Source organism: Frankia sp. R43, from assembly GCF_001306465.1.
GTDB classification, from domain to species: Bacteria; Actinomycetota; Actinomycetes; order Frankiales; family Frankiaceae; genus Parafrankia; species Parafrankia irregularis.
In genome coordinates this window covers 760,924-780,023 of sequence record NZ_LFCW01000004.1, presented here as the reverse complement: position 1 = coordinate 780,023, position 19,100 = coordinate 760,924, and the positions used below count along the sequence as shown (strand labels likewise).

The 19,100-nt window shown below is 72.0% G+C and carries 12 protein-coding genes; 6 read left to right on the top strand and 6 right to left on the bottom strand.

Annotated elements, in window-relative coordinates:
- Positions 1–100 precede the first annotated feature (100 nt).
- From ACG83_RS20465 to ACG83_RS20455, 3 genes are all read right to left on the bottom strand, one after another.
- Positions 101–1,162, bottom strand: a complete 1,062-nt coding sequence (locus tag ACG83_RS20465) for a dihydrodipicolinate reductase (protein ID WP_054567780.1) — start codon at positions 1,160–1,162, stop codon at positions 101–103.
- 85 nt (positions 1,163–1,247) lie between these two features.
- Entirely contained in the window at positions 1,248–1,754 is a 507-nt protein-coding gene (locus ACG83_RS20460) for a cupin domain-containing protein (RefSeq protein ID WP_054567779.1), read from the bottom strand.
- Positions 1,755–1,981: 227 nt separating this feature from the next.
- A complete protein-coding gene (locus ACG83_RS20455) occupies positions 1,982–2,878 on the bottom strand; it encodes an enoyl-CoA hydratase/isomerase family protein (RefSeq protein WP_054567778.1) in 897 nt (298 codons plus the stop codon).
- Positions 2,879–3,255: 377 nt separating this feature from the next.
- Here ACG83_RS20455 and ACG83_RS20450 point away from each other — a divergent pair, with 377 nt between their 5' ends.
- Positions 3,256–4,824 carry a class I adenylate-forming enzyme family protein gene (locus ACG83_RS20450; protein WP_054567777.1) on the top strand — a complete coding sequence of 523 codons (1,569 nt, stop codon included), beginning with the start codon at positions 3,256–3,258 and terminating at the stop codon, positions 4,822–4,824.
- 41 nt (positions 4,825–4,865) lie between these two features.
- Here ACG83_RS20450 and ACG83_RS20445 read toward each other — a convergent pair whose 3' ends face one another.
- Positions 4,866–5,561 carry a FadR/GntR family transcriptional regulator gene (locus ACG83_RS20445; RefSeq protein ID WP_054567776.1) on the bottom strand — a complete coding sequence of 232 codons (696 nt, stop codon included), beginning with the start codon at positions 5,559–5,561 and terminating at the stop codon, positions 4,866–4,868.
- Between the two features lie 396 nt (positions 5,562–5,957).
- Here ACG83_RS20445 and ACG83_RS20440 point away from each other — a divergent pair, with 396 nt between their 5' ends.
- The 3 genes from ACG83_RS20440 to ACG83_RS20430 all read left to right on the top strand — a co-directional run bounded on the left by ACG83_RS20440 (position 5,958) and on the right by ACG83_RS20430 (position 11,537).
- Positions 5,958–7,685, top strand: coding sequence for a 2-isopropylmalate synthase (locus tag ACG83_RS20440; protein WP_054567962.1), 1,728 nt, complete (start codon positions 5,958–5,960; stop codon positions 7,683–7,685).
- An 80-nt stretch (positions 7,686–7,765) separates the two neighbouring features.
- The gene (locus ACG83_RS20435; protein ID WP_054567961.1) at positions 7,766–8,311 is read left to right on the top strand and encodes a hypothetical protein; all 546 of its coding nucleotides are present in this window, start codon (positions 7,766–7,768) and stop codon (positions 8,309–8,311) included.
- Positions 8,312–8,795: 484 nt separating this feature from the next.
- Positions 8,796–11,537: an ATP-binding cassette domain-containing protein gene (locus ACG83_RS20430; protein WP_235498048.1), complete on the top strand. Its 2,742-nt coding sequence runs from the start codon at positions 8,796–8,798 to the stop codon at positions 11,535–11,537.
- A gap of 33 nt (positions 11,538–11,570) precedes the next feature.
- On the opposite strand, the gene ACG83_RS20425 is transcribed toward ACG83_RS20430, so the two are convergent.
- Positions 11,571–13,373, bottom strand: coding sequence for an ABC transporter ATP-binding protein (locus ACG83_RS20425; protein ID WP_054567775.1), 1,803 nt, complete (start codon positions 13,371–13,373; stop codon positions 11,571–11,573).
- A complete protein-coding gene (locus ACG83_RS20420) occupies positions 13,370–15,181 on the bottom strand; it encodes an ABC transporter ATP-binding protein (RefSeq protein ID WP_054567774.1) in 1,812 nt (603 codons plus the stop codon). Before ACG83_RS20420 ends, ACG83_RS20425 begins: the two co-directional genes overlap by 4 nt.
- A gap of 424 nt (positions 15,182–15,605) precedes the next feature.
- Here ACG83_RS20420 and ACG83_RS20415 point away from each other — a divergent pair, with 424 nt between their 5' ends.
- Both ACG83_RS20415 and ACG83_RS20410 read left to right on the top strand, forming a co-directional pair.
- Positions 15,606–17,345, top strand: coding sequence for an ABC transporter ATP-binding protein (locus tag ACG83_RS20415; RefSeq protein WP_235498047.1), 1,740 nt, complete (start codon positions 15,606–15,608; stop codon positions 17,343–17,345).
- A complete protein-coding gene (locus ACG83_RS20410; protein WP_054567960.1) occupies positions 17,338–19,086 on the top strand; it encodes an ABC transporter ATP-binding protein in 1,749 nt (582 codons plus the stop codon). The genes ACG83_RS20415 and ACG83_RS20410 overlap by 8 nt, the downstream gene beginning before the upstream one ends.
- Positions 19,087–19,100: the final 14 nt, after the last annotated feature.

Genomic DNA, 19,100 nt, shown 5'->3' with positions numbered 1-19,100 from the left:
CGCCGGCGCGGCCGGTCAGCCGCGTCGGCCGGTCGGCTGCGTCGGCAGCGTCGGCAGCGCCGGCCGGCCGCGACCGCCGTACTCCTGCGGCCGGGGTCCGCTACGGCAGGGCCGGAGCGAAGACCTCCCGGCCGAGGATCATGGGGAGGTCGAGGAACGTCCGGATGCCCGGCGCCGCCTGGCACACCGGCGCGATCGCGTGGACGGCGTGCATGGCGGTGCCCAGGCAGCCCTGGTCGTTCTCGTCCTCGTCGTGGACGGCGATGGTCGCCTCGAGCCGCATCGACGGCTGGCCCTCGACGCTGACCCGCCAGCCGCGCCCGGTCGGCCAGTCCGGTGCCTGCCCGTGCCCGACCCGGGTGATGTGCTCGACGGTCAGCGCGTGCCGGCCGCCGATCACGGCGGTGCAGGAGAAGCGCTGGGCGGACACCGTCCCGGCCTCGATGCGGCCGGCCGTGATGTCGAAGGCCGCCGGGGCGAGGGCGACCGACCGGTCATAGCTGAAGTCGTCGATGGTGGCGCCGAGGCCGTCCGCCACCATCATGATCGGCGCGTGGAAGACGGCACCGGCGATCTTCGGGTCGGCCATCGGGACGGGGGCGTCCGGGAGCTGGCCGAAGCCCATGATGTCGAAGAGCATCGGGGCGCTGTCGTAGGTCGAGTAGTCCAGCAGCTCCTGGACGAGCAGCGAGTCGATCCGCCGGAACAGCGGCGACATCGTCAGGGGGAGGACCTCGGCGGCCCAGCCCGGCTCGATCCCCGTTCCGTGGAAGGACACCCCGCCCGCGGCGCAGGCTTCCTCCAGCCGTGCGACGGTCGCCGGCCCGGAGCTGCGCGGGTAGATGAGGGAGGTCACCGCGGTGGAGATGACGTTCTTGCCCGAGGCGAGCAGGCGGCAGATGTCGTCGAGCGCGCCGCCGGGGTTCATCTCGCCCTGGGCCATGTACAGCACGCAGTCCGCGTCGAGGGCCAGGATCTCGTCCTGGTCGCGGGTCGCCCGGACCCCGATGTCGCCGAGGCCGCACAGCTCGCCGACATCCCGGCCGTGCTTCGCGTCGCTGTAGACGAGCGCGCCCACCAGCTCTAACCGGGAGTGCTGGTGCACGGCCCGCAGCGCGTGCCGCCCCACGGAGCCCGTGCCCCACTGAACCACCCGAAGCACAGGCACCTCCGGTTCTCGCCGAGGCTGGCCCCCGGTCGGTGCCTGTCAAAATATCTAGATGTAATGGCTGTTGCAAGGGGGTCGGTTACCTCGCGGCGCGGGCGGCGGCCCAGCTCTCGCGGTTCGCCAGCGCGGCGTCGACGATCGGCTTCCAGCGCTCGGCGGTCTGGTCCCGCACGTTCATGTCGAAGCTGGTCGAGGTGCGGAACTCCAGCACCTCCGCACCGTCGGGGCCGGCGGTGTAGGTGTAGGGCGCGTCCGCCGCGACGAAGAACCCGTCGCCCCTGCCCAGGGTGCGGCTGCCCATGATGATCTCGCCGGACAGGACGTAGTAGAGGCAGTCCGCGGAATGGCTGTGCCGGGGCAGGCGGAAGCCCGCGCCGAACCACGAGTGGACGAGGCTGAACCCGTTCGGCCCCTCGCCCTTGAACGGCACCGTGACATGCTGCCCGTCCGCGATCGGGCTGATGTCGAGGTTGGTGTAGACCTCCCGGTCGATCCGCGGCGGCGACATCATCCCGTCCTCGTCGAGCGTCGGCGCGCCCGCCGAGGTGAAGAAGGACATCCTGTTGCTGCGCTCGTCGGCTGACATGGCCTCTCCTCGCCGCCGGGCCGCCGTCGGACGTGCACGGGGTGCGCGTGCGGACGCCCAGGTCACTCCCGGTCACTATCTCGGTGTCGATGTCGACTTCGATAATGTTGAGAGGGCTGCGCCACGTCAAGCCACGTCAAGCCACGTCCGACGTTGGGACTGGGCCGCGAGCGTGGCGACCGCCGTTGCGCGGCCCGGCGGTTCCGCGGAACCGCCGGGCCGGGTCCTCACGGTTCGGGGATTTCGAAGTGTTCGTCGCGGAGTTCGAAGGCGCGTTTGACGCCGTGTTGGGCGCGGACTTTGACGAAGTTGTATTCGTTGTCTTCGAAGGTGAGGTTGGTGCCGTAGGCGTGGAAGAGGTAGCTGAGGACTTCTTCGCCTTGGTAGCCCTGGAGTTGTTCGACGAGGCGGAAGGCTTCCTTGGCGATGACGATGCCGTCGGCGGGCATGCGGGAGACTTTGCGGGCCCACCATTCGGCGCGGGTGGGGACGTCGGTGTCGGGGACGGTTTCGGTGAAGATGCCGCGTTCGTCGAGTTCGGCGCCGGTGAGGAGGTCGCCGGTGAGGAGCATGCGTTTGGCGAGGACGGGTCCGAGTCGGTGGAAGAACAGGTGCAGGGAGCCGAGGGCGGGGCCGAGGAAGCGGGTGGCGGGCATGCCGAGGCGGGTGTTTTCGCCGACGACGGCGATGTCGGCCATGAGGGCGATTTCGAAGCCGCCGCCGAGGGCGAGGCCTTCGACCTGGGCGATGGTGGCTTTGGGGTAGCCGAGGAGTTCGTGGTAGAAGGCGAAGGTGCGGCGGTCGACGGCGAGGCGGCGGCGTTGGCTGGGTCGGCGTCGTCGGGTGGTTCTTCCGTCTCCGTTGCCGGTGGTGCTGCCGTCGCCGTTGCTGTGGGGGGTCTGGTCGGTGCCTTCGCCGTACCAGCCGTAGGCGTTGCGCATGTCGGCGCCGGAGGAGAAGTAGCCGCCGGTGCCGCGGAGGAGGACGACCTTGGTGTCGTCGTCGTCTGCCAGTTCGTCGAGGTAGGCGGCGAGCTGGTCGCGCATCGGCGGGTCGTAGGAGTTGCGCCGCTGCGCATTGTTGATCGTGATGCGGGCGATGCCGGACTCCGGCTCCCGCTCCATCAACACACGTCCGTCAGTCAACGACTCGTCCCTCTTCCCGCTACTCCCAGGTCGAGACCATCGTAAGGTAAATCTATATATATTTCCAGTGAAGCCCTCGGGTGGCCCTGGGCGGAGGTGGGAGAGAGGTGTCGAGCCGCCTGATCTCCGGTCGGCCACCGGTGCCTCAGTCCTGGCCGGTCGAGATCCGCTGCGGCCGGGGCGATGGCCCGCCGGGAGGTGCTTGGATGCAGGCTGCCGGCATCGGCGTGGTCTCAGGTGGTCCCGCGGCGGCGCACTGACGGTGGCACCTGATCTGCTCGACAGCACCCAAAAGTATAGATAGATTCAGTCCCTTCGGGTGAGTTGCTGCTGTCGGAGGGGTCGGGGCCTGACAAATGACGACCACGGCGAGCGCGTCGAGCGGGCCTCACCTCGGATTGCCACCAGCGGCCGCGTTCTGGTCCCTGGTCGAGCAGGCGGCGTCTCGCCTGCCCACGGCGGTGATCCTGGCGGACGACCACGGTCGGGCACTGACGTTCGCCGGGCTGCGCGAGGAGGCCGAGCGGGTGGCGGCCGGTCTGTACGCGCTCGGGCTGCGGCCGGGTGACGTCGTCTCGTGGCAGCTGCCGACCACCCTCGAGGCAGCGGTGCTGATGGTGGCGTGTGCCCGGCTCGGCCTGGTGCAGAATCCGATCATCCCGGTGTTCCGGCATCGGGAGGTCGGGTACATCACGCGGCAGGTCGGCACCCGCCTGCTCGTCGTGCCGGAGCGGTGGCGGGGCTTCGGTCACGGGGAGATGGCTCGTTCCCTCGGTGTCGAGGTGGTCTCGCTCGATCTTGAGAGCCCGCCGCGCAGTGGTCTGCGGCTTCCCGCCGCCGACCCCGGCACGCTGCCGGAGCGACCCGGGCTGCCGGTGCCGTCCGCCCCTGCCGGGGATTCGGCGCCTCCGGTCGGCGTCGGGGAGTGCAGGTGGATCTACTACTCGTCGGGGACGGTGGCCGACCCCAAGGGCGTGCGGCACACCGACTCCTCGGTGATCGCGTCGTCCAACGGCGTGGTGGACGGGCTGGGTTTCGGCGCCGGTGACGTGTATCCGATCGCCTGGCCGCTCGCCCACATCGGGGGCGTGGCCATGCTCGCGGCGGCGCTGCGCACCGGGGGCCGGCTGGTGTTGTTCGACGTGTTCGACCCGGCGACGACCCCCGGGCGGATGGCCACCCACCGGCCGACCTTCCTCGGCTCCGCCACACCGTTCTTCCTGGCGTACGTGGCGGCCGAGCACCGGCACGGCGACAGGCCGTTGTTCCCCGCGGTGCGGGTCTGCGTCGGCGGCGGGGCGCCGACCCCGGAGACCGTGAGCCGGGAGGTCGCCGAGGTGTTCGGTGTTGCGGGAGTGGTGAACTCCTGGGGGCTGACCGAGTTCCCGGTGGCGACCAGCGAGACGCCGTCGGACTCCGGAGCCGGCTCGACCGTGGGCCGGCCGATGACCGGTGTGCGGGTCCGTGTCGTCGACGGTGAGCTGCGGCTGAAGGGCCCGCAGTGCTTCCTCGGCTACGTCGACGCCACGCTGGACGCCGATGCCTTCGACGGCGAGGGATGGCTGCGCACCGGTGACCTCGGCTCGGTCGACGGGGAGGGCCGGGTCCGCGTCGAGGGCCGGCTCAAGGACGTCATCATCCGCAACGCGGAGAACATCTCGGCCTCCGAGGTCGAGGAGGTGCTGCTGCGTCACCCGGCGGTCGCGGACGCCGCCGTCGTCGGCGTGCCGGACGAACGTACCGGGGAGCGGGTCTGCGCCGTGGTGGTCGTGCGTCCCGGTACCGCGGTCACTCTCGCCGGCCTCGCCGCCCACTGCCAGGCCGAGGGACTCGCGCGGTACAAGTGCCCCGAGCGCCTGGAGCTCGTCGGCGAGCTGCCGCGCAACCCGATGGGCAAGATCCTCAAGCGCCAGCTTCGCTTCTGACCGGCCTTCAGCGCTGATCCGTCCTCGGCTCTGATGCGCGCTCAGGCCGTCGGGGCTCGCAGCAGGGCGAGCGTCTGGTCCAGCTCGGCCTGCAGGATCTCGCTGGCACGCTCACCGTCGCCGGCGGCCACGGCCTCGACGAGGGCGGCGTGCGCGGCGTCACCGTGGTTGTGGTCGGTGGCGCGCAGGCCGAGCAGGTCGACCAGCTCGATGAGCCCCCGGCGCAGCACGGGCAGGAACTCGGTGAACAGCCCGTCGAGCACCGGATTGTGCGCGGCCGCGACAACGGCGGCGTGCAGGGCGATGTCGGCGTCGACGAACATCTCGTCGTCACCGCCGGCCGCGGCCCGTCGCCGGTCGAGGGCGTCGCGCATGGCGGTGATCTCCACCTCGGTGCGCCGCTGCGCGGCCAGCCGCACGGCCTGCACCTCCAGGAACATCCGGACCTCGTAGACGTCGCCCACCGCGGCGCGGCGAAGCACGTCCTTCCAGTCCTGCGCCGGTTCGGTGGCGATGACGAACACGCCGGACCCCTGCCGGGACGCCACCAGCCCCGCACCGGCCAGCGCGCGCAGCGCCTCGCGCACGGTGGAGCGGCCCACACCCAGCGTCGCCGCGAGCGCGTTCTCCCCGGGCAGGCGGGTTCCGACCGGCCACTCGCCGCCGGTGATCTGGTCACGCAGGAGCTGTGTCGCCTGGTCGACCAGCGACGTCGATCGCAACGCGCCGAGCGCCATGTGAACCTCTCAGGTTGTCTGAGGAGCTGAGATGTGGAGTATGGTACCCCCGTGACGCTGGGCGTGTGGCTGCTTCTTACCCGCCGCGGCGGGGCCTGAGGCGACCGGCACCCCGCCGCGGGGCCGCTGTGCCGCCGGTCGACCACGCGCGACCGAGACCCGAAGGGCCGATCACCTCCTATGCCCGATTGTTCGAGCAGTCCGTCTGTCACGGCGGCGCCGGCCGCCGCCTCCTCGACACCCACCGCACCCACCGCACCCTCGACATCCGCCGCCTTCTCGACCGTCTCCACCGTCTCCGCCTTTGCTGACGCGGTCAGCTTCCCCACCGTCGTCCGTCCCAGGGGCGCGCTGCCGGCAGATGCCGCGGCGTGGAACGCGCAGCGCCCCAGCTCGATGCCGCACCAGCGGTACCTGCCCATCCACGAGCGGGTCGAGCTGCCGGCAGTCGACCCTCCTTCCACCCGGATCTGGCCGACGCGCCGCGTGGACACCGCGCCGCTGTGGGTGTCGGTGGACCTGCGGGACGGGAACCAGGCCCTGCGCGAGCCGATGGACACACCGCGCAAGCGGATGATGTTCGATCTGCTCGTCGCCATGGGTTTCAAGGAGATCGAGGTCGGCTACCCCTCCGCCAGCCAGACGGACTTCGACTTCGTCCGGCACCTGGTCGAGGACGATGCCGTCCCACCGGATGTGACAACGGTGGTGTTCACCCCGGCGCGGCGAGATCTCATCGAGCGGACCTTCGAGGCGATCGCCGGGATGCCGGCGGCCGGAGGGATGCCTCGCGTCGTCGTTCACCTCTATGTCGCCACGGCACCGGTCTGGCGGCAGGTCGTCCTGGGCCATGACCGTGCGGAACTGCTGGCGCTGGCACGCGACGCCGCGGAGCAGATGGCGCGACTCGCCGCGTCCCCGCGCTTTCCCGACGTCCGCTTCCAGTTCTCACCCGAGGTCTTCAACGCGACCGAACCCGACTTCGCGCTGGAGATCTGCAACAGCCTCAGCGAGCTGTGGGACGCCTGCCCGCAGCGACCGGTCATCCACAACCTGCCGGCGACGGTCGAGATCTCCACCCCGAACGTCTACGCCGATCAGATCGAGTACATGGACCGCCACCTGGCGCGGCGGGAGTCGGTGATCCTGTCCGTCCACCCGCACAACGACCGCGGCACCGGGGTCGCATGTGCGGAGCTGGCGCTGCTCGCCGGCGCGCAGCGGGTCGAGGGCTGCCTGTTCGGCAACGGCGAACGCACCGGCAACGTCGATCTGGTCACCCTCGCGCTCAACCTCTACTCCCAGGGCGTCAACCCGATGATTGACTTCTCGGACATCGACGTCGTCCGGGAGACCGTCGAGCACTGCAACCGGATGCCGGTCCATCCCCGGCACCCCTACGGGGGCGAGCTGGCCTACACCGCCTTCTCCGGCACCCACCAGGACGCGATCAGCAAGGGACTGGCACATCATGCCGCCCTCGCCGCGGCACGGTCGGTGCCAGAGGGGCGAGCCCCGTGGGCTGTTCCGTACCTGCCGATCGACCCGGCGGACGTCGGGCGCAGCTACGAGGCGTTGATCCGGGTGAACAGCCAGTCCGGCAAGGGCGGGATCGCGCATCTGCTGAACCTTCACTACGGCCTGGAGCTCCCCAGGGGCCTGCGGGCCGACTTCTCCCGGGTCGCGCAGGAAGCCGCTGACCGCGACGGACGCGAGCTCGTGGCCAAGGAGCTCTGGGAGATGTTCCAGGCCCGCTATCTGGCACCGGTGCACCACGGGCCGATCCTGCTGTCCAGCTGGCGGACCGCCGAGACCGCGCCGGGTGAGCACGAGTTCGTCGCCGAGCTGGCGACGCCCGGGGGCGAGGCGCGGACGCCTCGCCGGGGGATCGGGAACGGACCGCTGGCGGCGCTGACAGCGCTGCTCGCCGGGATCGGCGTCGAGGCGGAGGTCGTCGCCTTCAGCGAGCACGCCATGGACCGTGGCGGCGCCAGCCTCGCGACGGCCTACATCGAGATCGGCCTCAGCGGTACGGAACGCTGGGGCGTCGGCCAGGACACCTCCGCGCTCACCGCGTCGGTCAACGCCGTCATCGCCGCGGTCAACGGCCGGCTGGCCGGCTGAACGCCGGCCCGCGGGTCTGATTCGTCCGTGTCGCCCAGCCGGCGGCCGACCGGTGTTAGAACGAGGAGATGCGGCCGGAGATGACGAACGCCGGTGACCCACCGACCGAACCGGATGACGGCGTTCCCGCGCCGGGCCTGGTCGCGGCGTGGCTGGTACTGGGAATGCTTCCGACGGAGCGGGTTCCAGGCTGGGCGGCGCACTGGATCGCGCGTGGTTATGACGGTGCGGCGCTGGTCGAGCTCGCCGGCCTCGACGGCAGGGATCCGGCCGCGGTCCGTGATCTGATCGAGGCGGCTCTGCGGGAATGCGGCCCGCTGGAGGTTGACGTCGCGGCGGTGGAGCGAGACCACCTGCGGGCAGCTGCGCTGATGGCTTTCACCAATGTGGCCGAACTGCTCTTTGCGGGGCGCGCGACCGAGCGATGGGTCGTCGACAGGGTTCATGAGATAGCCGGTGACCACTACTTCGACGAATCAGTGATGAATCTTCCGCTCGGTTCGTTGTTTCACCTTGCGGATGAATGGGATGCTGGCTGGGGGCGGCCGGTGCAGGAGCTTCGGAGCATTGTTCGGCAGGCCTGTCACCGGCAGCTGGAGGTGGCTTCGGTTCCCGGTCGTTCCTGATCCGTGTGGGCTTCGCGGGCTCGGTCCGGCTGGTGGTGCTGTCGGCGTCCGTGGCGTCCATGGCGTCCCGGCCGGACGTTCCGGCCGGTGCGATGTCCGGTCATCCCACGAGATCCCGCGTCGAGGGGAGGCGGCGGATTCGCCGTACACCGGCTACTGCAGATGCGGTAGCCGGTGGCACTTTCGGGTTTCGGTGCGGTGGATATCGGCGTCGGCTATGTACGGTGATGCCGTGTCCGGATGGCTGGCGGGGTTCCGAAATGTCGGTCGGGAGGAGTCGCGGCGTCGGACGTATCTAGCCGATATCGCCGTCGCCTGCGTTGCCTTTGGGCTGGGTGTGGCCATCGCCACGCAGGCCCCGGTGGATAGTTCCGGACTGAGTGCGACTTTCCTTGTTACAACTGCGATTAGTTGTGCAGTTCTGGTGCTGCGCCGCCGCTGGCCGCCGCTGGTTCTCGGATTCGTCGCCGGGTGGTCCTGCCTCGTGAATCTCCTGGCCGGGCCACTGGGCGACGGGCCGTCGTTGCTGGCGGCCTGGGTGGCGTTCTACAGCGCCGGGGCCTACCGGCCGCCGAAGGTCGCGTGGACCGCTGCCGCCGGCGCCGTCATCCTGATCCTGCCGGCGGCGCTGGCCAGGCCGGACGCTGTGGTGCAGTCCGTCGCCGGGGTGCTCCTGTGGAGTGTCGGGTCGACCTTCCTGGGGTGCCGGCTGCGGCGTGGGCGAGCGTATGTGGCGAAACTGGAGCAGCGGGCGCTGCGAGCCGAGCGAAACCATGACGAGCGAAACCATGAACAGCAGGCCCGGCGCGGGCGTGCGCGGCACGACTCCGTGGCTGCCGGCGTGGACACGCGGTGGCCCGCCCCCCGGTGGGCGAGCGACGAGAACACCGTGCCGCTGGGCGTCCAGTGGCGTCGCAGCCAGGCCTCGGCTGTCCCGCAGATGATCCCCGCGGCCAGCGCCTCGGTCGGCGGCAGGCCGACCGCGTTCGGCTGGCGGCACGCTGCCACCTCCGGTCACGGCACCGCGTCGCGTTACGGCACCGCGTCGCGCTCGGTCACCGCTGCCACCTCCGGCAACGGCACCGTGTCGCTCTCCGCCACGGCTGCCACCGCCGTGGCCCCGTTCCCCGCCGCCACCGGTGCCGCCACCATCCCGGCCGGCGCCCACCACCGGCTGCACACGTTGCGTCCGGGGCGGCTGCATCTGGGCCGCTCCAGCGACAACGACATCACCGTCGGGGACCTGCTCGCCTCGCGCTACCACGCGGCGCTGGAGGTGCGCGCCGACGGCGTGCGGATCGTCGATCTCGGTTCGGCGAACGGGACCTTCGTCAACGGCCGGAGGGTGACGGCGGCCCCGGTCGGCGAGCGCGACGTGATCGCCATCGGCCACCACCTCTACCAGCTCAAGGGCGACTACCTCGTCGAGTACATCGACTCCGGCGACGTCGCCTTCGAGGCGCGGGCGCTGTCCGTGCACGCCGGCGCCAAGCAGCTGATGCACAACGTGACCTTCCGGCTGCCGGCCCGGTCGCTGCTCGCCGTGGTCGGGCCCAGCGGCGCGGGCAAGTCGACGCTGCTCAACGCGCTGGCCGGGTTCCGGCCCGCGGACGCCGGAACCGTCCGGTACGCGGGCCGGGACCTGTACGCGGACTACGACGAGCTACGGCGACGGATCGGGTACGTGCCGCAGGCCGACCCGCTGCACGGCCAGCTCACCGTCCGGCAGGCCCTCGAGTACGGGGCCGAGCTGCGCTTCCCCGCGGACACCACCGCGCACGAGCGGCGCACCCGGGTGGCGGAGGTTCTCGACGAGCTCGGGCTGACCGCGCACGCCGACACCGTGGTGCACCGGCTCTCCGGTGGCCAGCGCAAGCGCACCTCGGTGGCGCTGGAGCTGCTCACCTGCCCGTCGCTGCTGTTCCTGGACGAACCGACTTCCGGCCTCGACCCGGCCAACGACCAGTCCGTGATGCAGACACTGCGCGGCCTGGCCAAGGGGGCGGGGGCGAGTACGGGCGCGGGCGCGGGCACGGGCCCGTCGGACGAGAACGGCCGCACGGTCATCGTGGTCACCCACAGCGTGCTTTTTCTGGATCTCTGTGACTACGTTCTCGTCCTGGCGCCGGGTGGGCATGTGGCCTATTTCGGCCCGGTCGACGGGGCGCTGCACTTCTTCGGCAAGAACGACTTCCGCGAGTTCGCGTCGGTGTTCCGCACGCTGGAGCACTCCTCCGGGGCGGGGGCCGCCGCCCGGTTCCGGGCGTCGGAGTACTTCGTGCCGTCGGCGGTGGTCGCCCCGATGGCCCGCAGGCCGCCGGCGGATCTGCCCAGGGTGCGAAAACGGCCGGTCGCCGCCCAGCTTTCCACTCTCACCCGCCGCTACCTTCGGGTGATACGGGCCGACCATTCCTACCTGCGGCTGATCATCGTTTTCCCGTTCCTGCTCGGTTTCATTCCCAGAATGATTCCCGCGCCGGACGGGCTGGGTGCCCTGCCGGACGCACCGAACCCCAACGCGCCGAAGGTGCTCGTCGTGCTGATCCTCTGCGGCTGTTTCATGGGGATGGCGAACTCCGTCCGGGAGATCGTCAAGGAACGTGACATCTACCGGCGGGAACGGACCATCGGGCTTTCCCGGGCCGCCTATCTCGGTTCGAAGACGGTGGTGCTGACCGGGATCACCACCGTGCAGTGCGTGGTCTGCACCTTCATCGGCCTGGTGGGCCGGGCGCCGACGGACGCCGTCGTGTTGGGCTCCCCGCTGGTCGAGATCCTCATCGCGATGATCGTCACCGCGAACGCGTCGATGGTGATCGGTCTGCTGGTGTCGACGATCGTCGACACCGCGGACAAGACGATGCCCGTCCTGGTGCTGGTGACGATGGCCCAGCTCATGCTCTCCGGTGGTCTGGTGTCGCTGTCCGGTCGGACCTGGGTGGCGCAGATCTCCTGGATCGCGCCGGCGCGGTGGGGCTACGCGGCGCTTGCGTCCACCGCGGACATCAACGAGGTCTCGAAGCTGGGCTACGAGGGGCTGCGCACCGACCCGGCGGACCCGTTGTGGGAGCACAACCAGCACATCTGGACCTTCGACATCGGCTTCGGCGTCATCCTGGCCTGCGCCACCCTCGCCCTGACCGCGGCCATGGTGCGCCGCGTCGATCCCAGGCTGACCCGCCCGACGCGCAGCGGCCCCGGCGTGGCGACGTCCGCCACCCGCTGACGGCGAGGGCTGTGCCGGGGATGCCGGCGGAGGTCAGCCCCGATCTCCAGCGGTGCCGGTCCGGGCGCCGGTTGTCAGCCGCCATCCGCGGGCGCGTTCGCGTTCGCGCCAGAAGGCGGCGTACCGGCCATCCTGTGCGACGAGCTCCGGGTGCGTCCCGCACTCGACGATCCGGCCGCCGTCCAGGACGGCGATCTGGTCGGCACGGATGATCGTGTCGAGCCGGTGCGCGATGACCAGGACGGTTCGGTCGGTGGCGAGCTCGGCGATGGCGTCGTGCACGGCCGCCTCGTTCTCCGTGTCGAGGGATGCCGTGGCCTCGTCGAGCAGGACGATGGGCGCGTCCTTGCACAGGGCGCGGGCGATGGCCACGCGCTGGCGCTCGCCGCCCGACAGCAGCCGACCGCCCTCACCGACATGGCTGGCCCAGCCGTTCGGGAGCCGGGCGACGATCGAGTCGACCTGGGCGCGCCGCGCCGCGTCACGGACCTGCTCCTCGGACGCACCGGGGTTACCGAACCGGATGTTCTCCTCGATGGTGGTGTCGAGCAGGTAGACATCCTGGAACACCAGCGCGATGTGCCCGAACAGCTCGCGGCCGGTGACGTCGCGGACGTCCACGCCGCCCACGCGCACCGACCCGGAGTCGACGTCGTGGAAACGGGCGATCAGCTTCGTGACCGTCGTCTTCCCGCCGCCGGAGGCGCCGACGAGCGCGGTGGTCCGCCCGGCCGGGACGGTGAGGTTCAGCCCGGTCAGGACCTCGGGCCCGTCGGGATAGGAGAAGCGGACGTCGGTCAGCTCGATCCCGGCGTGGCCGATCTGCTTGCCGTCCGCGGGCTCGGGGAGCGGCTCGACCGCCAGGAGCTCGGCGATCCGCCGGGCGGAGGCCGCGCAGCTCTGCAGGATGCCGCCGAGGCCGACCAGGGCGTCGAGTGGGCGCAGCAGACTGATGCCGAGCACGACCAGGGCGATCATCCGGCCCGGTTCGAGGCCGTCCTGCGTGGTGAGCGCGAGCCCGACGAGGAACAGGGCGGTGAGCGCCAGCTGGAGGCCGATCTCCCCGATGTACTCGCCGGGCAGCGAGCGGACGATCTTGCGCCGGGAGACGCGGTGCTGGTCGGCCAAGGCGTTGTCCAGCGCGGCGCGGCCGGCGGCGGTCTGGCCGGTGGCCCGCAGCGTCGGCTGGGCCCCGGCGAACTCGACGAGCCGGCTGCCGGCCTCGGTGGTGGCGGCGTTCTCGGCCGCTTCGGAGCGTTCGGTGAGCCGGCGGCTGACCGAGAGCGCGACCAGCACGACCGGGACGGAGATCAGCGCGGCGAGTCCGATCCGCCAGTCGAAGCCGAGCAGGAACACGGCGATCGTCGCGGGCGTCGCGACCACGCTGATCAGGGCCTGCGCGAGGAACACGGTGGAGGAGACCCTGGCCACGTCACCGATGACCAGCTGCGGGACCTCGCCCCCCCGAGCCCCGTCGAACCAGCCCAGCGGCAGCGTCACCAGCTTGGCGCCGAGCCGGTTGTAGAGGTCTCGGCGCCAGACCGAGGACAGCCGCAGCGCCCGCGATCCCAGGTAGTAGTGCGCGAACCACCCGGCGACCGCCGCCGCGGTGAGGGGGAGCAGCCACCATGCCGCCGTGGTGGTGTCGCCGTCGAACAGGGCGGTCAGCAGTGGGAACAGCACGCCGAAGGCCACTCCCTCGCTGACGGCGTAGCCGGCCACCGACGCGAGGTACCACCCCAGCGGCCGGTGCTGGCCGGCTGGGACGAGGCCGCGCAGGCTGCCCGCGACGCTGGCCGTACCCGCCGTACCCGACGTGTTCGTCGAGGATGTCAAGCTCGTCCTTCCCGATCGCTCTGCTGCGCCCGCCAGAGCTGGGCGTAGCGCCCGCCCGCGGCGAGCAGGTCGTCGTGCCGGCCGCGCTCGACGATCCGTCCGTCGTCGAGGACGAGGATCTGGTCGGCGGCGGTGACCGTGTACAGGCGGTGCGCGATCACGAACAGCGTCCGGCCGGCGGCCAGTTCGGCCAGCGCGTCCTGGATGGCGGCCTCGGAGTCGGGGTCGGCGAACGCGGTGGCCTCGTCGAGGAGCACGATCGGCGTCCGCGCCAGCAGGGTTCGGGCGATCGCGATCCGCTGTGCCTCACCGCCGGACAGGTGCGCGTCCTCGCCGACGACCGAGTCGTAGCCCCGCGGCAGGGCGAGGATGCGGTCGTCGACGGCGGCCGCGCGGGCGGCGGCGCGGACCGCCTCGTCGGACGCGTCCGGGACCGCGAGGGCGATGTTGTCCCGGATCGTCCGGCGCAGCAGCACGACGTCCTGCAGCAGGAATCCGATGTGGCGGTAGAGCTCGTCGCGGTCGATGTCGCGCAGGTCGGCGCCACCGAGGCGGATCGTGCCGGCGGTGACGTCGGCGAACCGGGCCATCAGCATCGCCAGCGTCGACTTGCCCGCCCCGGAGGAGCCGACCAGCGCGGTCACGGTCCCGGGGCGCAGCGTCGCGCTCACGCCGTGCAGGACCTCGCGACCGTCCGGGTAGGCGAAGTGGACGTCGTCGAGCTCGACGGTCGGCGGGATGCCCACGGTGCGGGCCCGGGTGGGGTCGACCTCCGGCTGCCGGGGCTCGCGCAGCAGGCCACTGATCCGCCCGGCCGCGTCCTGAGCGCGTTCCCGCAGGTCCTGGGCCAGGTAGATCGGGGTGATCTGCTCGAACAGGCCGACGCCGAGGAGAATGAAGGCCACCAGGTCCACCGGGTCGGTCCAGCCGGCGGCGACCAGGCCGGTCCCGACGGCGGTGACCACGAACATCACCGTCGCGGGGGCCACCGTGGCCCGCGCGACGCCGCGCGGCCGCAGGAAGATGCGCTGGGCCTGCTCGTCGGCGTCGGCGTGCTCGGCCGCGGCCGCGGTGAACCGGCGGGAGCTCTGGTCGGCGGCGAAGGCCTTGACGACGCTGATGCCGCGCACCGTCTCCAGCACGGCCGCGGTCAGCTCGCTGTTGGCTGCCGCGATGCGGTTCACCTGGTCGGTCGCACGCACCGCGAGCCGCGAGCGGATGGTCTGGGCCACCGCGATGAGCGCGACCGTGACCAGTGCGAGTGTCCAGTCGACCCAGAGCAGGTAGATGATCACGACGCTCGGGCCGGCCACCGCCGAGGCCAGGTCGGCGCGGGCGTGGGCAACCGCGTGGTGCAACGAGCCCACGTCGTCCTGCACCGTCGAGCGCACCCGAGCCGACACCCCGCCCGCGAACCAGCTCAGCGGCAGGGCGCTGACGTGCTCGGTCATCCGGCGGCGCAGCAGGTACGCGAGGTCGGCGTCGGCGAGATGGCTGAGCAGGCTCGCCGACGCGTACAGCACGAACCGGGCGAGGAGCAGGCCGGCCGCGAGCCAGGCCAGCGGCCACACCGACGCGCCCTCGTCGTTCAGCAGCCGCCGCGCGATCTCCACCAGCACGACCGCGGGAGCTATCGACAGCACCGCGGCCAGTGCCTGCAGCACGGCCGCGACGCCGATCCGGCCGCGGACCGCACGACGCAGCTCAGCCAGCTCGGCCGCTGTCTGGTCGGCCGCGGCCCTGTCGGCGGCGGCCCGGTCGGCGTCGACCGTGTCCGCGTCCTGGGGCGGTGCCGTGACTTTCACCACGCCCGAATCCTCCGGTTCCCCGTGTGCCGTGCCTTTCCCGACGGCAGAGAGGCAGAGGGACGGCATATGTTCCGATGGTCTGGTAAAGGAAGGCTTACCTATTTTTCGGATGGAGTTCCGGAGTGTCAAGTGTGCGGCTGTCGGCTCGACTGGTCGCGGTGGGTGGCCGGGCTCTGAGATCCTGTGTCGCGGTCCCCGGGTCGGATGTCGCCCGGTGCCGGCCGGCCGTGCGGGTTGACCATCGGTCTTAGGTTAGCTATACCTAACAGGCGAGAAATCCACTTTCCCGCGATCTCCGATCACGCGGGGGCCGCGAGTACTCACGGCCGCCCGGACGAACGGCTTCGGTTCCGGCGGAGCGCCCGAAGCGCGGGAACGGAAGCGGTCGGACGGCGTGGGCACATCCGATCAGGGCGGTGCTGGGTTGGGCGCTGGGCTGTACGGCTCGACAGGACTGCTCCGCGGGCAGCTCCTGGCCCGGCGGCGTGATCTCGCCCTCGGTGGCCTGGCGACCGTCGCCCAGCAGGCCGCCATGCTGGCGCTTCCCTGGTGTATCCAACGCGCGCTCGACCGAGGCGTCACCGCGCACTCGGTGCAGGGCACGGCCGCCTGGGCGATTCCGACGGCGCTGTTCGCCGTCGTGTTCATGATCGGTGGGGCCGGCGGGCTGTGGTGGTCGGGCCGGGCCGCGAACGGGGTCGCCCACGCGCTGCGGGCCGCGCTCGTCGAGCGGGTGGCCGCGTTCGACCGGCCCGCCCTCGCCCGCTTCGGGCACGGCGACCTGGCGACCAGAGTCACCCGGGATGTCGATCTCGTCCGGCAGTGGGTGCAGAGCCTCGCGATCTGGGTCCGGATCGTGGTGACCATCGTGGTGGTGCTGCCCGCCTTCGCCCTGCTCGACTGGCGGCTGCTGGTGGTGGGCGTCGCCACGATCCCGCTGGTCGTGCTCGTCAACGGCTACTTCCCCGGCCGGTTCGGCGCGGCGAACGAGAGCCTGTCGGCGGCCTTCGCCGCCCGCGCCGACGCGGTGGACGATCTGCTGTCGGCCAGCGCCGCGGTCCGCGGCCTCGGCGGTGAGACGGCACTCGTCCGCCGTCATGACGACCGCAGCGCGGTCCTCACCGACCGAACGATGACCGCCGCGCGGATCTCGGCGTCCTGGGCCGCCGTCCCGCCGGCCGTGCCCAGGCTGGCGATCGCGGCCGGGCTGGCCATCGGCGGTACGGCCGCGCTGCGCGGCGACCTCACCATCGGTGGCCTGGTCGCCTTCACCTCCTGGATGACGACGCTGGCGCTGGCGGTCACGGTCGCGGTCGAGCTGCTCGCCGCTCGCGGCCAGGCCCGCGTCGCGGCGGGGCGCATCGCCGGGGTTCTCGCCACCCCGGTGCCCGACGACGACTCGGCCGACGCCGAGGTTCCGCCACCGGGCGCCGCGCTGCGCGCCACCGCCCTGACCGCCCGGCGCGAGGGAAGGCAGGTGCTCGGCCCGGTCGACCTGGCCGTCGGCCCGGGCGAGCTCGTCGTGGTGACCGGCCCGACCGGCAGCGGCAAGACGACGCTCGCCCGCCTGCTGTGCCGGGTGGAGGACCCGGCGCGCGGCTCGGTCAGCCTGGGTGGCGTCGACCTGCGGCGGGTGTCCCGCGTCGAGCTCGCCCACCGGATCGGCCTGGTGCCCCAACGGCCACTGATTCTGGCGGGCACGGTCGCGGACAACATCCGGGTCGGCCGCGAGGTCGATCTCGACGAGGTGCGCGCGGCCTGCGTGGTGGCCGCGATCGACGACTTCGTGACGAGTCTGCCCGACGGCTACGACACCGAGCTGGGGGAGCGCGGGGCGACCGTCTCCGGCGGGCAGGGGCAGCGGCTCGCGCTGGCGCGTGGGCTGGTCGGACGTCCGGACGTGCTCGTGCTCGACGATGCCACCGCGGCGGTCGACGCCGCGACCGAGGCCACGATTCTGCGCCGGCTGCGCGAGTGGTCGCCGCGGACCGCGCTCGTCGTGATCTCCCATCGACCGGCTGTCCTGGCCGCCGCCGACCGGGTCGTCCGGCTCGCCCCCGCCGCTGCCCCGGCGCCCGCACGGTCCGTGCCGGCCGCCGAGCACGTGCCCGCCGGCTCACGTGGCGGCGCGGGCACCGTCGGTGTGCGGGGCGGCGATGGCTGAGGTCCGGGTACTGGCCGACGACCCGCCCCTCGCGGGCACCTTCCGGCGCTTCTGGCCGTACCTGCGCCCGCACCGGGCGATCCTGGCCGCCGCGCTGCTGGCGAGTGTGGCCAGCACGGCGGCGGTGGTGGGCCTCGCGCCCGCCATCGGGTGGGGAGTCGACGCCGTGTCCGCGGGCGACCGGGGCCGGCTGTGGCAGGCGGTCGTCCTGATGGTCGGGCTCGCCCTGGCCAGGATGCTCCTGCTGCGCTGGTCGGAGCTGCTGCTGTCCGCGGCCGGGGAGCGGACCATCCGCGGCCTGCGGGATCTCGTCGTGGCACGCCTCGCCCGGGCACCTCTGCGCTTCATCGAGGCCCACCGGACCGGTGACCTGCTGCGCCGGTCGACCGGCGAGATCGCCGACCTCACGCTCTTCCTGCGCGACCAGCTGCCCAACCTGCTCGGCGTCAGCCTCACGATCGCTTTGACCACGGTTTTGCTGCTGGTCTACTCATGGCTGCTCACGTTGCTGCTCGTCGTGCTGTTCCTGCCTCTGGCGATCGCGATCGTGGCCTGGTTCAACCGGGGCGCGTCGGAGGCGTACGGCCGCCAGGCCGCGGCCGACGCGGCGATGACGGCGGCCTTCACCGAGACGCTCAGCGCGCATGAGGCCCTGGTCGCCCCCGGACGACCCCAGGAGTGGATCCGCCGGTTCCGGGAGGACAACGACAGGCTCCAGCAGGTGGCGGACCGCACGCTCGTCGTGCAGAACCGGCTGGAGCTGTTCGGCATGATCGAGGGGCTGGCCACCGCCGCGCTGCTGCTGCTCAGCGTCTGGCTGGTGCGCGCGGGGCATCTCGGCGTCGGCACGGTCGTCGTCTTCGTGGTCGCGACCCGCAACCTGTTCGAAGGCGTGCTCACGTTGTCGGGCCTGGCCGGCCAGGCCCAGCTGGCCCGGGTGGGCCTGGCTCGCCTGACGGACCTGCTCGACGCACTGCCGCCGGCGCCGGACTCGGCGCCGGTCCCGGGGACAGGCCTGGCGGCAGTGCCGGGCGCCCGCGGCGCCCGCGGCGGAGGCGACGGGGGCGGCGGGGGCGGCGGCCTGCCGGCGCACGGCGACCTGGTCGCCGACGACCTCGGCTTCGGCTACGCCGACGGCGCGGAGGTGCTGCGCGACGTCTCGGTCACCTTCCCGACCGGCGACCGGGCCGGCCTCGTCGGCGTCACCGGGTCCGGGAAGACGACCCTGGCGAAGCTGCTCGCCGGGCTCTACGAGCCGGACGTCGGGGCGGTGCGCTACGGGGGCGTCGATCTGCGGGCCGTCCCGGCGCGGGAGGTTCGGGCCCGCATCGTCCTCGTTCCGCAGCAGGTGCACATCATCACCGGCACGCTGGCGGAGAACCTGGCGCTGGTGCCCGGGGCGCCGGGCCGGCCGGCGATGGAGCGCGTCGTCGACATCCTCGGCCTCGGCGACTGGGCGGCCCGGCTGGGCGGTCTCGACGCCGATCTCGGCACCCGGGGTGACCGGCTCTCCGCCGGCGAGCGCCAGATCGTCGGGCTGTTGCGGGCGGCACTCATCGATCCACCGGTACTGCTGCTCGACGAGGCGACGGCCGACCTCGACCCGGATGCCGCGCTCCGGCTGGAAGCGGCGGTCGAGCGGCTGCGACCCGGCCGGACGCTGGTCGTCATCGCGCATCGGCCGAGCACCATCGAACGCCTCCCGCGCATCGTCCGACTTGATGCCGGACGCCTGGTCTGAGCGCACTGCAGGGC